Source organism: Streptomyces sp. ST2-7A (assembly GCF_021390475.1).
Lineage (GTDB): Bacteria > Actinomycetota > Actinomycetes > Streptomycetales > Streptomycetaceae > Streptomyces.
On the sequence record NZ_JAJUWS010000012.1, the window covers coordinates 1 to 14,745 of the forward strand.

The 14,745-nt window shown below is 75.5% G+C and carries 10 protein-coding genes; 3 read left to right on the forward strand and 7 right to left on the reverse strand.

Annotation, left to right across the window (positions count from 1 at the left end):
* Nucleotides 1-93: 93 nt before the first annotated feature.
* The 4 genes from LZF96_RS09585 to LZF96_RS09600 form a co-directional block, all read right to left on the reverse strand.
* Nucleotides 94-1,143: a hemolysin family protein gene (locus tag LZF96_RS09585; RefSeq protein ID WP_233868737.1), complete on the reverse strand. Its 1,050-nt coding sequence runs from the start codon at nt 1,141-1,143 to the stop codon at nt 94-96.
* Nucleotides 1,131-2,669, reverse strand: coding sequence for a hemolysin family protein (locus tag LZF96_RS09590; RefSeq protein ID WP_233868740.1), 1,539 nt, complete (start codon nt 2,667-2,669; stop codon nt 1,131-1,133). Before LZF96_RS09590 ends, LZF96_RS09585 begins: the two co-directional genes overlap by 13 nt.
* 565 nt (nt 2,670-3,234) lie before the next feature.
* Nucleotides 3,235-4,824, reverse strand: coding sequence for an aminopeptidase P family protein (locus LZF96_RS09595; RefSeq protein ID WP_233868743.1), 1,590 nt, complete (start codon nt 4,822-4,824; stop codon nt 3,235-3,237).
* 178 nt (nt 4,825-5,002) lie between these two features.
* Complete coding sequence (locus LZF96_RS09600; RefSeq protein ID WP_233868746.1) at nt 5,003-6,526, reverse strand: PP2C family protein-serine/threonine phosphatase; 1,524 nt, start codon at nt 6,524-6,526, stop codon at nt 5,003-5,005.
* A gap of 1,132 nt (nt 6,527-7,658) precedes the next feature.
* Between LZF96_RS09600 and LZF96_RS09605 the strand changes: the two genes are divergently transcribed.
* Both LZF96_RS09605 and LZF96_RS09610 read left to right on the forward strand, forming a co-directional pair.
* Nucleotides 7,659-8,369: a bifunctional DNA primase/polymerase gene (locus LZF96_RS09605; protein ID WP_233868751.1), complete on the forward strand. Its 711-nt coding sequence runs from the start codon at nt 7,659-7,661 to the stop codon at nt 8,367-8,369.
* Nucleotides 8,370-9,067: 698 nt separating this feature from the next.
* A complete protein-coding gene (locus tag LZF96_RS09610) occupies nt 9,068-9,793 on the forward strand; it encodes a hypothetical protein (protein WP_233868754.1) in 726 nt (241 codons plus the stop codon).
* A 553-nt stretch (nt 9,794-10,346) separates the two neighbouring features.
* Here LZF96_RS09610 and LZF96_RS09615 read toward each other — a convergent pair.
* The 3 genes from LZF96_RS09615 to LZF96_RS09625 form a co-directional block, all read right to left on the reverse strand.
* Nucleotides 10,347-11,312 carry a DUF5926 family protein gene (locus LZF96_RS09615; protein ID WP_233868758.1) on the reverse strand — a complete coding sequence of 322 codons (966 nt, stop codon included), beginning with the start codon at nt 11,310-11,312 and terminating at the stop codon, nt 10,347-10,349.
* A gap of 47 nt (nt 11,313-11,359) precedes the next feature.
* Complete coding sequence (locus LZF96_RS09620; RefSeq protein ID WP_308294177.1) at nt 11,360-11,716, reverse strand: ATP-binding protein; 357 nt, start codon at nt 11,714-11,716, stop codon at nt 11,360-11,362.
* A 346-nt stretch (nt 11,717-12,062) separates the two neighbouring features.
* Nucleotides 12,063-12,851 (reverse strand): glycerophosphodiester phosphodiesterase, encoded by a 789-nt coding sequence (locus LZF96_RS09625; RefSeq protein WP_233869117.1) that lies wholly within the window; start codon nt 12,849-12,851, stop codon nt 12,063-12,065.
* A 305-nt stretch (nt 12,852-13,156) separates the two neighbouring features.
* Between LZF96_RS09625 and LZF96_RS09630 the strand changes: the two genes are divergently transcribed.
* Nucleotides 13,157-14,743 carry a S1C family serine protease gene (locus LZF96_RS09630; RefSeq protein ID WP_233868762.1) on the forward strand — a complete coding sequence of 529 codons (1,587 nt, stop codon included), beginning with the start codon at nt 13,157-13,159 and terminating at the stop codon, nt 14,741-14,743.
* Nucleotides 14,744-14,745: the final 2 nt, after the last annotated feature.

Here is a 14,745-nt window from a genome sequence, read left to right on the forward strand (position 1 = left end):
TTCCCGACCCGGGCGGCCTTCGTCGCCCGGGTCGGGAAGGCGGCGCGCCGGCTCCGGAGCCCTCCCCGGGCCCCCGGTCGGCCCGGCCGGGTCTCAGACCCCGGCGGCGGTGGCACCCGTCGGGAGCCGTCCGGCGAGCAGCCGGCCCAGCAGGTCGTCCAGGCTGATCAGACCGACCAGCCGGCCGTCCTCCGCCGCGTGCACCACGGCCAGCGAGGCCCGGTGCTGCCGCAGCTGTTCCACGGCCTGCGCGATGGTGTCCTCCGCGCGCAGTCTCGGCACCGGCCGGGCCAGCGCGGCCGCCGTCACCGACCGGCCGCGGGCCCGGGCCACCATGGCGTCCCGGGCGTGCACCGACCCCAGGACCCGGTCGCCGTCGCGCACCACCAGGCGGGTGTGGTCGCTCTCCGCCGCCGTCGCCAGGACCTCGTCGAGGTCCGCGCCCGGCCGCACCGAGACGATCTCCTCCGTCGGCACCATCCTCAGCGACCCCACCGGGGTCTGAGGCTCGGTGAGCGAACGGGTCAGCAGTCCCGACTCGCCCTCGGTCAGCAGCCCCATCCGGGTGGACTCCGCCACCAGGTGGGTCAGCTGCTCACGGCTGTGGACCGAGGAGAGCTCCTCGACCGGGGTGACCCGGCACAGCCGCACCAGGCCGTTGCTGATCTTGTTCAGCACCCACAGCAGCGGACGGACCACCCGCACCATCGCCATGAACGGCGGCGCCATCAGCATCGCCGACCGCTCCGGGTGGGAGATCGCCCAGGACTTCGGGGCCATCTCGCCGACCACCATGTGCAGGAACACCACCACCGCCATCGCGATGACGAAGGCGATCCCGTACGACAGCGAGGCCGGCAGGCCCACCGCCAGCAGCAGCGGCTCCACCGCGTCGGAGACGGCGGGCTTGGAGATGTAGCCCAGCAGCAGGGTGCAGGCGGTGATGCCCAGCTGGGAACCGGCCAGCATCAGCGACAGCTCCCGCATCCCGGCCAGTGCCGATCGGGCACCTCGTTTGCCCTCGGCCACGGCCTGTTCCATGCGGTGGTGCCGGGCCGCGACCAGCGCGAACTCGGCCGCCACGAACAGTCCACTGGCCAGCAGCAGCAGGATCGTCAGGAGGACGGCGGTCAACGGATCCACGACGCACGCTCCCTCCGGGCGTTACCGATGGTGCCGGGGGCCCCGGAGCCGGCACCGCCGGCGTTCCGGGCGGGCCCCGGGCCCCGGCGGGCGGCACGGTCGTCCGCGTCCCGGACCCCGGCATCGTGCCCGCCCGCGCCCGCGTCGTCCGCCGCGCGCTCCCCGGAGCGGCCGGCACGGTCGTCGACCGTCCTCCCGCCCCCGGACGCGTCCGCCGCCGGGCCGATCCGGATCCGCTCCGGAACGTGCCGGTCCAACTCCAGGACCTCCACCTCGACGGTGGTCCGCTTCGGGTCCGCCAGTTCCAGCGTCAACCGGTCGCCGACGCCCGGGAACCGGCCCAGCCGGTCCACGATCAGCCCGGCCACCGTCTCGTAACTGTCGTCCTCCGGCAGCGGCATCCCGATCACGTCCGCCACCTCGTCCACCCGCCGACCGGCGTCCACCAGCCAGCCGCCGGCGCCGTCCGCGACGGCCACCGCGACCACCCGGTCGCTCTCGTCGGCGATCTCGCCCACCAGCTCCTCGGCGATGTCCTCCAGGGTCACGATGCCCGCCAGGCCGCCGTACTCGTCGATCGCCACGGCGAACTCCGATCGGGCCGTGTGCATCTGCTCCACCGCCGCGGGCAGCGGCAGCGAGTCCGGCAGCAGCAGCGCGGGACGCGCCAGCGAACCGGCCGTCGTCGTCGCCAGCCGGTCACCGGGCAGCCGCATCAGCTCGCGCACGCCGATCACGCCGCGCACGTCGTCCACCCGGTCCGAGACCACCGGGTAGTGGGTGTGGCCCCGGCGCCCGATCAGCTCGATCACCTCGGCGGCCGGGGTGTCGGAGTGCACCAGGTCCACGTCCACGCGCGGCACCATCACCTCCACCAGCGTCCGGTCGGAGAACTCCAGCGCGTGGTCGAGCAGCTCGGCGGTGGCCGGGGTCAGCCGGCCGTGCTCGGTGGACTCCGTGATCAGCCGGCCCAGCTCATCCGCGGTGGCGCCCTGGTGCAGCTCGGCGACGGGCTCGATGCCCACCAGCCGCAACAGGCGGTTGGCCGCCGCGTCGAAGACGTGGATCACCGGACCGGCGATCCGCAGGTACACCAGGGTCGGCGCGGCCATGCCCTTGGCCAGCCGCTCCGGCACCGCCAGCGCCAGGTTCTTGGGCCCCAGCTCGCCGATCACCATCTGGATCAGGGTGGCGAGCACGAAGGCCAGCGCGATGGAGACGCCCAGGGAGGCGGCCTGCGGGACGCCCGCGGCGGTCAGCAGCGGGGAGATCAGCTCCGCCACGGCGGGCTCCGCCAGGAAGCCGACCACCAGACCGGTGATGGTGATGCCCAGCTGCGCGCCGGAGAGCATGAAGGACAGGCGTTGCTGCACGCGTACCGCGCGCGCGGCCCGTTTGTCACCGGCCCGGGCCTCCCGGGCGAGGGTGAGACGGTCGGCGGCGACGTAGGCGAATTCCTGGGCGACGAACCAGCCGTTCGCCAGGATCAACAGCAGGACGGCCGCCAGACCCGTCGCGGCACTCATCGAACACCACCCCGTCGCGTGCCGCGGGTCGTCCTGTGGGAACGGGGTGGTTGGGGACTGTGATGATCGGGTGGGTCCGACGATCCGACGGACAAGGTGACTCCTTTCGATGGGCCGCGACCGCGTCTGCGGCCCCGGTGGTTCGGGAGGGTCCCCCGGGGATCATGGGAGACCCGGGGAGCCCGGGAACCAGGGGTGAAACGTCCCGAACGGTACGTGTGTTCCATGTTCCCCGAGGCGGGCCCCGGGTCCCGGTGGGGCCGGGTCGGCCGAGGGGGACGCCGGCGATGGGTGCCGGTGGCGGGGGTCCTTCCCCGGGACGGGGCGCGTCACCCGGGTTTCCGGTGGTTTTTCCGACCGGTTCCGGGGACTTCCGTTCCTCTCAGTTGTACCGGAGTTCCGGTGGCCCCGCCGCTCCCGGCGGCAGGCCCCGGCCCCGGGGCCCCTCGGCCCGGGCGCCGGGCCCGATCCCGGTCCACGACCGGCCGGATCGGGGCGACGACACGGGGCGGGGCGCACGGGTTCTCCCGTGCGCCCCGCGCCGGACGGTCCGTTCCCGGACCACTCAACCCACGGGGGGCGGCGCGGCGTCCCACGGCGCGGAGCCGCCGGTGCCGGACAGCTCCGCCATCCACGCCTCGACCGCCTCGGAGGTGCGCGGCAGCATGGCCGAGAGGTTCCGGTTGCCGTCCTCCGTCACCAGGATGTCGTCCTCGATCCGCACCCCGATGCCCCGGTACTCCTCGGGCACCGTCAGGTCGTCCGGCTGGAAGTACAGCCCCGGCTCCACGGTCAGGCACATGCCCGGCTCGAGGGTGCCGTCGGCGTAGGTCTCCCGGCGGGCGGTGGCGCAGTCGTGCACGTCCAGGCCCAGCATGTGGCCGGTGCCGTGCAGGGTCCAGCGACGCTGGAGACCCAGCTCCAGGGCCCGCTCCACGGGACCCTCCAGCAGGCCCCACTCCACCAGCCGGGTCGCCAGCACCCGCTGCGCGGCCTCGTGGAACTCGCTGTACTTGGCACCCGGCCGCACGGCGGCGATGCCCGCCTCCTGCGCCTCGTACACCGCGTCGTAGACCTTCCGCTGCAGGTCGTCGAAGCGCCCACCGATCGGCAGGGTGCGCGTCACGTCCGCGGTGTACAGCTCGCGGGTCTCCACGCCGGCGTCCAGCAGCAGCAGCTCGCCCTCGCGGACCGGGCCGTCGTTGCGCACCCAGTGCAGGGTGGTGGCGTGCGGGCCGGCGGCGCAGATCGAGCCGTAGCCGATGTCGTTTCCCTCGACCCGGGCGCGGAGGAAGAACGTCCCCTCGATGTACCGCTCCGAGGTGGCCACGGCCCGGTCCAGTACCCGCACGACGTCCTCGAAACCGCGCGCGGTGGCCTCGCAGGCGTAGGTCAGCTCCGCGATCTCGAACTCGTCCTTCACCAGCCGCATCTCGGACAGGAAGGTGGTCAGCTCGGCGTCCCGCTCGGCGGTCACCTTGTCGTGCAGGGCCCGCTCGACGCCGGCGTCGTGGCCGCGCACCACCCGCACCGGGCCGGTCGCCTCCCGCAGCTTCTCCGGCAGCTCGCGCACGTCGGCGCACGGGATCCCGTACAGCCGCTCGGCCTCGGTGAGGCTGTGCCGTCGGCCGACCCACAGCTCTCCGTGGCCGCCGAGCCAGAACTCGCCGTTCTCCCGGTCCGAGCGCGGCAGCCGGTACAGGGTGGCGTCGTGGCCGGTGTCGGTGGGCTCCAGCACCAGCACGCTCGCCTCGGTGCGGTCACCGGTCAGGTACGCGTACTCGACCGTGGCCCGGAAGGGGTAGTCGGTGTCGTTCGAGCGGGTCTTCAGCACGCCGGCCGGCACCACCAGGCGCTCACCGGGGAAACGGGCGGACAGCTCGGCCCGGCGACGGGCGGTGTGCCCGGCCTGGGGTATCGGCTCCAGATCGCGCTGCTCGGTGTCCGCCCAGCCGGCGCGCATGTTGGCGGCCAACTCGTCGGAGACGCCGCGGGAGAGACCGTTCTTGCGGGGCGCGGGGGTGGTCGCCGTTCCGGCGTCCCCCTCCTCGGGGGTCCCGGGCTCGTCGGACGGATCGGTCGGGGGTGCCGACGTCTCCGCGACCGCCGGGGTCTCCGGGGTCGGGGGGACGGTCGGGTTCTGCTCCTCGGCCACGTGGGTGCCTCCTCGGACGGGGTGGCGGTCGGGGGGACCGTTTCCCATCGTATGGCGGGGGCCCCGGGCCCGACAGGGCGGCGGCGGGCGCGGTCACCGGGCCCGGGGCGGCGGGTCCGCCTTCGCCCCGGCCCCGTCGCCGGCGCGGGACCCGGCTGCCCGGGGTTCCGGCCCGTGATCAGAAGCGGGCCGCGAGCACCACCGCGTCACCCGGTTCGCCGCCGGGGCGCGAACCGGGGGGTTCGGCGGCCGGCAGGGACCTCAACACGTGGTCCGCCAACGCCCCGGGGTCCCGACGCACGGCCGCCGGCGCGCGGGCCGCCGTGGCGTGCAACCGGGCGAAGGCGCGGTCCATCGACCCGGTTCCCGCCCCACCCCCGCCATCCAGCCGTCGCAGCAGTCCCTCGCTGCACAGCAGCACCGTCTCACCGGGACGCAACTCCACCTCCACGCTGGGGGCCTCCCAGCAGGTGAGCATCCCCAGCGGCGCGGAGAGCGTGGTCTCCGCGTACTGCACCCGGGTGTCACCGATGATCAGCGGGGGCGGGTGTCCGGCCGAGGCGATCACCAGCCGCCGGATGGTCGGGTCCACATAGCCGAACAGGGCGGTGGCGCACCGAACGGACTCGGTGACGCGCAGCAGCAGCTCCAGATCGGACAGGACCGCCACCGGGTCCTCGCCCTCCATCACGGCGTAGGCGCGCAGTCCGGCGAGCAGCCGGCCCATCGCGGCCACGACCCGGGGGCCGGTGCCGGTGACCGAGCCCATGGCCAGCCCGAGGGCCTGTTCGGGCAGGACCAACGCCTCGTGGAAGGTACCGCAGTCGCCCTCCCCGGCACCGTCCGCGCCGCCGGTCCCCTCCGGGCCGGCGGTGCCGGGTCCGTCGGCGGAGAGCCGGCGGACGGCCAGCGCGACCCCGGGCAGGTGGGGCAGGCGGCGCGGCAGCAATCCCTCGCGCACCTCCCGTACCGCGCTGCGGGCCCGGGAGAGCTCGAGTCGGTTGGCGATGTGGGCGCCCGCCTGCCGCAGGTAGAGGGCGAGCAGGTGGCGCTGCCGGGCGTCGGGCAGACCGGGCTCGTCGTAGAACCACACGGCGGCCCCGATCCGTCGGCCGTCCTCCACGGTGAGTGGCTGGGCGTAGCCGGCGGCGATCCCGAGCCGGGAGGCGACCTCCCGGTATCGGGGGGCCAGATGTCGGTCGGCGGCGATGTCCGGCAGTGTGATCTCGGCCGTCGGCCCCCCGGAGCCGGGTGGGGCGTCGGTGTCGGGATCGCCGGTGGGGGGATCGCCCGGCGGTCCCTCGCCGGTGGCGGGGACCGGGAGGGGCTCGTCGAGCAGTCGTGCGCAGGGGTCGGAGGAGCGCGGCACGGTCTCCATGGCCCCCAGGTCGCAGGGGGCCAGGCCGAAACCGACCGTTCGCTCGGGGGCGTCGGGATCGGTGGGGCGCAGGGCGAGCATGCCGCGCCGCGCGCCGGCGAGACCCGCGCCGGCGCGCAGGGTCTCCCGCAGCGCCGCCTCCGGGGTGGTGGTGCGGCACAGACGTTCGAGCAGTTCGTGGAGCCCCGTCAGGTCGGCGATCCACGACGCGAGACGGTCCTGCGCGGCGCCGGGACGCCCGGCGGAGGGGACGACGACGGTGGGATCGGCCCCGGGGGCGACGACCGGGACCGCCCCCTCGGGATCCTCCGCAGTGTCCGACACGAGTGGAACGGAGTGCCGGCTTCCGGCCACTTTCGGAGCGGAGGGGCTATTCATGATCATCGGCTTCCGCCGCGGGTTTTTCTCGCAATAGCATCGCAAACCCCCATGTCATGGGCGTCCCTATGGAGACATTCCACATCTACACGTGCTTGTCGTGGGATGTCCAGCATTGTTCCCTCGGCCGTCGCCGGGGGAGGCGCGGCGCGCGGCGGGTTCCTCCCGCTCGGCGCATACCGCCCGGCCGGCGGGGCACGCGTCCGGGGAACGCGCCGCGGGGTGCGCGCCGGTGTGGCGCAAAGATCCCTGTCGCCCGCTGCGTGTGCGATCCACTGGCGCCGACCCCCGGGACGGCATCCCCCGTGTGGTTCCCCGTCGTTCCGGGGATTCCGCGGCCGGCGAGGAGGTCGATTGTCCACCCTCTCGGAACAAACCCGCCCGCCGGCAACGGTTGAAAGCGGTACTGTCCGGAGGGCGGACGGCGGGGCGCCGGACGGGACCGTGCGGAGGGAGCGCGCGACCCGTGACGGACCGGCTCCCCGGGGCACGGTGTCGCACATCAGTACAGCGGGTGGGATTCACCCGCGGGTGTCGGCGCGACCGTGTCGAAGAGTGTCGGTCCGCGCCGCCCCGCGCTCCCTGCCGCGGACACCCCGGCCGGCCGCAGGGTGGGACGAGGGGCACCGCCCGGACCGCGAGGCATCCGGGCGGCACCTCGACCGCACGACCGCACGACGACCCCACGGGGACGCCCCGGAACCGGATCCGGTACCGGAAGCGTGACCGGGGGTACGGGCACCACCCGGCACACCGGCCGGTACGCCCACCGGGCGTGCCGCGAACGTCCGGCGACCACCGGACGGAACGGAGGTGGGAGGACGGCACCGAATCCGCGCGTCACGCGGGACGGAACGCCGCCACCGCCGGCGCCACCGGCATCGGGGACGACACGGCGAGACGGCACGAGGGCGAGAAGTGGGCACGGCCGTCCGGCGAAACGCCGGAACCGGCCCACGACAGGGCCGACCACGACGAACGCGTCCCCGCTCCCGGGGGCCCGTCCCCGGGGTCCGGCGGAGACGAAAACGACCGGCGCGGCCGCCGGTCCCGGGTACGAGCGAAAGGAACCACCGCGGTGCGCGAGATTCTCGATGGCAGGAGCGGAGAGGCCCGGACGCCCCGGGACGCGGCGCTCGGTTGCGCCCGGCAGTGGGGATGGCCCGTCCTCCCCGGAGCCGGGATCCGACCGGACGGGCGCTGCGAGTGCGGCCGGCCCGAATGCGCCGCCCCCGGCGCGCATCCCCTCGACCCGGAGGCGCTGGCCGCCACCACCGACGCCCGGATGGTGCGCTGGTGGTGGTCCCGGCGGCCCGAGGCCCCCGTGGTGATGCCCACCGGGGGGCGGGCCCCGTGCGCGATCGCCCTCCCGGCGGCGGCCGGGCACCGGGCACTGGCGGACCTCGGTCGACTCGGTGTGCGGGCCGGCCCCGTCATCGCCGGTCCCGGCCGGTACCTCCTGCTCGTCGCCCCCTACGAACTGCCGGAACTCGGCGAACTGTTGTGCTCCATGATGGACGCCGCGCTGCCCGCCTCCCCCGAGGCCGGGGCCGCCGCCGGGAACGCCCGCACCGACCGGGTCCCGACCTCCATCCGCTTCCACGGCGAGGGCGGCTACATCGCCCTGCCCCCCGCCCGGGTGCGCGGCGGCGGACTGCGCTGGGTCCGACCCCCCGGCGACGGTAACGGCGTGGGACCGGTGTGGCTGCCGAGGGCCGCCGACCTGCTGGGCGCGGTCCTCGCCGCCGGCCGCACCGGACCGGAGACCGGCAGCCGACTGCGGCACTGACGCCGCCGGGTCGTCCCCCGCGCCCGGGGTCGCCCCGCGCCCGCGCCTGCGCCCCGTGCCGTGGCCGGACGGATCCGGCGGTGTGTGGGGCCTCGGGCCGCGGCGGTCCCGTACCGGGCCGGTCGTGCGTGGTGCCGCGCCTGCGCCCCGTGCCGTGGCCGGACGGATTCGGCGGTGTGTCGGGCCGGGCCGATCGGACCGGCGCCGTGTCGGCTCCCCGGACCGTGCCGCGTCGATGCCCGGTGGGACGGGCCCGGGGCGTCCCGTCGTGTCGACGCCCCGGGCCCGCCCCGGCCCGGCCCCGGTCGTCGGTTTCCGGGGCCCGCCGGAAGGCCGTGCGCCCCGGGCAGCCCGGCCCGGCGCCGGGCCGCGCCGGGAACTCCGGCGTTCGCGCCCTCGCCCCGGTCGGGTTCATCCGTCCGGTGGTACCCGCGTCCTCCGGTCCGGTCACCGCCCCTCCCGCTCGGGTGCGTCGTGCGGTCCGGCCGGCGCGGCGACCTATCGTCGCCGGGGTGTGGTCCGCCCGCGAACGCAGGGGGAGTCCCGTGCCGGCAGCGTCGCCGTCCGTACCGGAACCGGAGCCGTCCGTCCACGGACGCGACCTCCGGGGCCCGGAGCCGTCCGTCGATCCCGATCCGTCCCTTCCCCCGGCCGAAGCGGCCGGGGCCGATCCCCCCGACGCGCGCGCCGGCCGTGCCGTGCCGGCCTCCCGTGCCGTCACCGCCACCGTCGCGGCGGTGATCGCGTTGCCGTTGATCTGGGTGGGCGGGCTCACCTCCGCCGGTCCCGTCGGGTCCTCCGGGGCCGACGGCGTGCCGGTGCCCGTCCCGGCGGCGGACGACGTCCTGCCGCCGCCGCCCGGCTCCGTCTCCGAGCCGGTGCCCGTGGAGGCGGTGCCCGCCGAGGCGGTGACCGGCCCGGATGTCGGCGCCTACACCGACGCCCCCGATACCGCCGACGCCCCCGATTCGGTGGACCCCCCCGTGCCCGCCGACTCCGGCGCCGAGGACGCGCCGGGAGCCGCCGGGGGCCTCGCGCCCGCCGGCGCTCCGCCGGGCGGGCGCGCCCGTTCCGCCGGCGTCCGGTGCGGGCCGCCCGTCACGGCTCCGGTCGGCCTGGAGGCCAGGGCGTGTGTGGTGACCGACCGGGAGGGCACCCGGGCCCGCGTCTCGCACCGCAACGACGACGGCCGTGCGCTGCGGGTGGAGTTGTCGCTGACCCGCCCGGACGGCCGGGTGGTGACCCGGGTATGCGCTTTCCCGGACCGACTCACCACGGGATGGTGCGAGACGCCGGCGCAGCCGCACGTCGCGGTCGGCTCGGCGGGCACGGGGGTGCGGCGCGGCTGGTCGGCCACGGCGGAACTGCTGCCGGCGGACGGGGAGGTACCGCTGTTGCGGGCCAGGGGCGCGGACGAGCCGTAGGGGAGGGCCCGCGGTCCGGTCGGGAGGGGGTCGGCACCCGGGTCGGGGGGCCGGAGCCGTCGGGTCGGCGACCGCGGGATCGGGTGCTCTCCGCACCGGGGCGGTGGGCCGAGGACACGACCGGCGCACGTGAGGTGGGGACGCGCGGCGCGCGGGAGGGCGGAAGCGGCCTTGACGGGGGTCGATGGTCGTGATCGTCGCCGGCGGCCGGTCGGGGCCCGGCCGGAAGGGGGCTCCCGGGGGATCGAGCCCCCGGCCCCGGAACGGCCCCGGACATCGAGGAACCCGGCCGCTGGCGACGGGGGATGCACCAGCGACCGGGCCCAACTGAAAGGTAACAACTCCTCGGCGATTAGCAAATCCCACGGGCCGCCCGACGGCCGAAGTGATGCCCCCGGATGACCGTTACCAGCCCTCCGTGAGCTGAATCACAGGGGGTCGGGTGGTGTGTTCGCGGCCTCCCGACGCCTCGCCCGCGCTTTCCACCCGCCTCATCCGTAAATCAACACCCTTCTCTTACAAGGTGGTTGAGGATTCATGGTGGGTAAGCGGGTTAGTTCAGGGTGACCTGACGGTTGGTCAGACCACTGCGCGCGCGCCGCTCCTCGGGGGTGAGTGGGGAGGTCTGCGCCAGCGCCTCGGACAGGCGTTCGCCGAAGGAGGCGGCGGGCTTCTCGCACTCCTCGGCACCCATCGCGCTCGGCAGGTCCCACACCGGCACGGTCAGACCGTGCGCCCGGAAGGAGCCCACCAGTCGGGTGCCCTCGCCGAGCCCCGAGGACCCGGAGGCGTGCAGCCGGGCCAGCGCGTCGAGCAGCGTGTCCTCGTCGTGCGGCATCACCCAGCGCAGGTGGTTGCGGCCCGGCACCTCGCACCAGTACGCCGCCTCGACCCCCGCCAGCCGCGCGGTCGGCACGGCGGCCTCGTTCGCCCGCTCCAGGGAGGCGGCCACCGGACCGGCCGCCGGCGCGCCGTCCAGCCAGAACTCGAAGCCGGAGTGCACCCGGGGCTCGAACGGCGCCTCCGGGTCCAGCAGGTCCTGCAGGCGCGGTCCCTCGGAGGTGCCGGAGCCGGGGACGATCGGCTCGCCCGGCTTGCCGTCCAGGGCCCGCAGCAGCACGTCGGCCAGATCCCGGCTCAGGTCACCGGTCGGGGTGTCGTTCTGCAGGGCGATCAGCACGGAGCCGTCGTCGCGGCGCAGGGCCGGCCAGGCCATCGGCAGCACGGTCGCCAGGGTCAGCGAGGGCACGTCCCCGGGCAGCCCGTCGCGCGGGCGCAGTTCCACGGTCGCGGCGGGGACCAGCTCGCGCAGGGCCACCCAGTCGCACTCCCCGCGCAGACCCTCGAAGGGGCGACGCACGAGTTCGGCCGCGGCCCTGGCGTCCTCCCGGCCGTGACACGCCTTGTAGCGGCGGCGGGAGCCGCAGGGGCAGGGCTCCCGCGCGCCGACGACGGGGATCTCCCCGCCGGTGCGCTGCGCGGTGCCGGTGGACTTCTGGGGGCGGCGCTTCTTGGCCATGCGGAGCGGCTCTCCCGGATCTCGGTGCGGACGGAGTCCGGCCGAGCCTAACGGGCGCGCGCGGGAAGTACCGCCCAGACGGTGACGGCTCCGGACGGATCGCCCTCCAGGACGCCCCAGTCCCGGGTCAGCGAACCGATGATCGTCAGACCGCGACCACCCCGGGCCGAGACCGAGGGGGACGCCGCGCGCGGTCGGGTCGGCCCGCCGCCGTCGGTGACGGAGACCGTCACCTCGCCGTCGCGATCGCGGTGCCAGCTCGCGCGGACCCGCTCGCCCTCCAGCGGCCGCGCATGCCGGTAGGAGTTGCTCAGCAACTCGGTGAGCACCAGGACGGCGTCGTCGACGACCGTCTCCGGGACCCCGCTGTCGCGCAGTTCCCGCCGCATCCTCCGCCGTGCCAACCCCGGGCCCGAGGGACCATGGGGTACCGACACGGACGCGGACGCCGGCATGTGTTGTGTCACCACCAACGCCACCCCCGATACCTCCTTACCCCACGCCACCTGAGTCGTGCCCTTTCACCGGTCGGGGGAAACCGGCCGGGCCGGGTCTGTTGACGACATCGTTACGTTCCGATACGGACTGAATCGAGCAGAATCGCTTCGAATCGGTCACCCGAGGGAGCGTAGGCGAACAAAAACACCATCGTCCACCTATTGTTCATTTCGGTCCGGACACCATTGCCCTTCCGGGGTCCTTCCGGTTCGCCGGCGGGCCCGGCCCGGCCCCGACCGTCGTCGGCGTCCCTCACGGACGCCGCCCGTCGTCGCCCGGGCCCGCCGGCGACCCCAACCGCGCGCGGACCTCCCCGGGCCGGTTGGTGATGATCGCGTCCACCCCCAGCCGCGCGCACAGCTCCACGTCCGCTGGCTCGTCCACCGTCCACACGTGCACCCGGTGACCGGCCGCCCGCGCCCGCGCCACGTACCCCGGGTCCCGGCGCAGCACCCGGATCGACGGCCCCGCGATCGACGCCCCCGTCGGCAGCCGTCCGCCCCGGTGCCGGGGCAGCAGGAAACGCATCAGGTAGACCGTGGGCAGCCCCGGGGCCAGCGCCCGGATCCGCTGCAACGAACGTGCCGAGAAGCTCATCACCCGCACCGGGCCGGGCACCGGGCGCCGCCCCAACGCCTCCACCAGACGCCGCTCCACCTCACCCCGCCACCGCGAGGGCTGCTTCGTCTCGATCGACAACCCCACCGGCCGGTCCGCCTCCGCCACCAGCCGCAGCAGCCGGTCCAGCGTCAACACCCCCCGGCCCCCGTCGTCCTCCCGGTCCGGCTCCTCCTGCAGACCGTCGCCGGGCGCCTTCCAGGAGACGAAATCCAGCTCCGACAGCTCCGACAACTCCATCGCGGAGACCGCCCCGCGCCCGTCGGAGACCCGGTTCACGCGGCGGTCGTGCACACACACCAGGTGCCCGTCGGCCGTCATCCGCACGTCGCACTCCAGCGCGTCCGCGCCCTCCTCGATGGCCCGGCGATACGCCTCCGGGGTGTGCTCCGGGGCATCCCTGGACGCACCCCGGTGTGCGATCACCGCGATCGGACCGCGCCGCCCGCCCGGGACCTCCGGGTTCCCCGGGGAGCCCCCTCCGTCCGGCTTCTCGCCGGCGTCGCCGCCATCCCGTTCCCCGGCGCCCCGAGCGGCGCCCCCACCGTTGCCGTAAGCGGTCATCCGGCCATCGTGCCGGCCCCCGCGACGCCTCCGGGCACCGATGCTTACGTGTGACTGACACAACCCGGGCAACACTGGTCGGTACACCCCACACCCGGGGCGCCCGAGGGGTGCCGTGTCCCACGGGAGGCCCCGGACGCCATCGTGCCCCTGAGGAGACAGCCGTGAGCACCGAGTACGAGGGCGCCGACCGTCCCGAGCGCGGGGACGGGACACCGGCGCGCCCGTCCACCCCGCCGCCCCCACCGGCGGTTCCGCCCGGTCCGCCCCCGGCTCCGCCCGCCGGCCCCCCGCCCTCCGCCCCGTCCGGCTTCGGTCCCCCCGGCCCGGCCGGCTCCGACGGCGGCCCGGACCCCTCCCGCGACCCCGGCCGCGACCCCTCCCGCGACCCCGGCACCGCCGGGACCGATGACCACGCCGGATGGGACGCCGAGGGCGTCGGTCGACAGGACGCCTCCGCGACCTCCGCCCACGGCACCCCCACCGGCACCCCCACCGGCACCCCCACCGGCACCCCCACCGGCACCCCCACCGGCCCGGCCCCGGCCTTCGGCGGACCCGCCGGTCCGCCACCGGCCGGCACCGACCCGTGGAACACCTTCGCCGTCCCGACCCCGCCCCCGAGGCGCCGCCGGGGACGCGGTGGGCTGCTCGCGGCCGTCCTCGCCATCGCGCTCGTCGCTGGCGGCATCGGCGGCGGAGTGGGCTACCTGGTCGCCGACCGCAACACCGGGGACACCGGCGGGCGCGGCACCGCGCCCGCCGTCACCGAGTCCAGCCAGCGGGTGGAACGCGCCCCCGACTCCGTCGCGGCCATCGCCGAGACCGCGCTGCCCGGCGTCGTCACCATCCAGGCCGAGGGCGACCGCGAGGGCGGCACCGGCACCGGCTTCGTCTACGACGAAGAGGGCCACATCATGACCAACAACCACGTCGTCGCCACCGCCGGCGGCAACGGCACCCTGACCGCCACCTTCTCCGACGGCGAGACCTACGAGGCCGAGTTGGTCGGCGGCGCGCAGGGCTACGACATCGCCCTGCTGCGGCTGGTCGGAGCCGAGGACCGCGACCTGACCCCGCTGCCGCTGGGCGACTCCGACGAGGTGATCGTCGGGGACACCACCGTCGCCATCGGCGCCCCGTACGGGCTCTCCGGCACCGTCACCACCGGCATCATCAGCGCCAAGAACCGGCCCGTCGCCTCCAGCGACGGCATGGGTGGCCGCTCCTCCTACCTGAGCGCGCTGCAGACCGACGCCTCCATCAACCCCGGCAACTCCGGCGGGCCGCTGCTGGACTCCAACGGCGCCGTGATCGGCGTCAACTCCGCCATCCAGTCCACCTCCGGCGGCCTGGGCCAGGCCGCCGGGAGCATCGGCCTGGGCTTCGCCATCCCGGTCAACCAGGCCCGGCGGGTGGCGCAGGATCTGATCGAGACCGGTGAGCCGGTGTACGCGGTCATCGGCATCTCCGTCGACATGACCGAGAGCGGCACCGCCGGTGCCCGGATCGTCACCGACGCCCCCGCCGACTCGGCCGTCGTGCCGGGCGGGCCGGCCGCCGAGGCCGGGCTGGAGCCGGGCGACACCATCGTCCGCTTCGGCGACCGGGTCATCGACAGCGGGCCCACGCTGATCAGCGAGATCTGGACCTACGAACCCGGCGACACGGTCGAGCTGGCATACGTGCGCGGCGGCACCGAGGAGACCGTCGAGATCACCCTCGACTCCCGGGTGGGCGACCAGGGCTGACA

Excerpts from the sequence above, each read along its gene's own strand:
- LZF96_RS09615 (WP_233868758.1), bottom strand. The coding sequence starts at position 11,312 with ATGGCCAAGAAGCGCCGCCCCCAGAAGTCCACCGGCACCGCGCAGCGC.
- LZF96_RS09590 (WP_233868740.1), bottom strand. The coding sequence starts at position 2,669 with ATGAGTGCCGCGACGGGTCTGGCGGCCGTCCTGCTGTTGATCCTGGCG.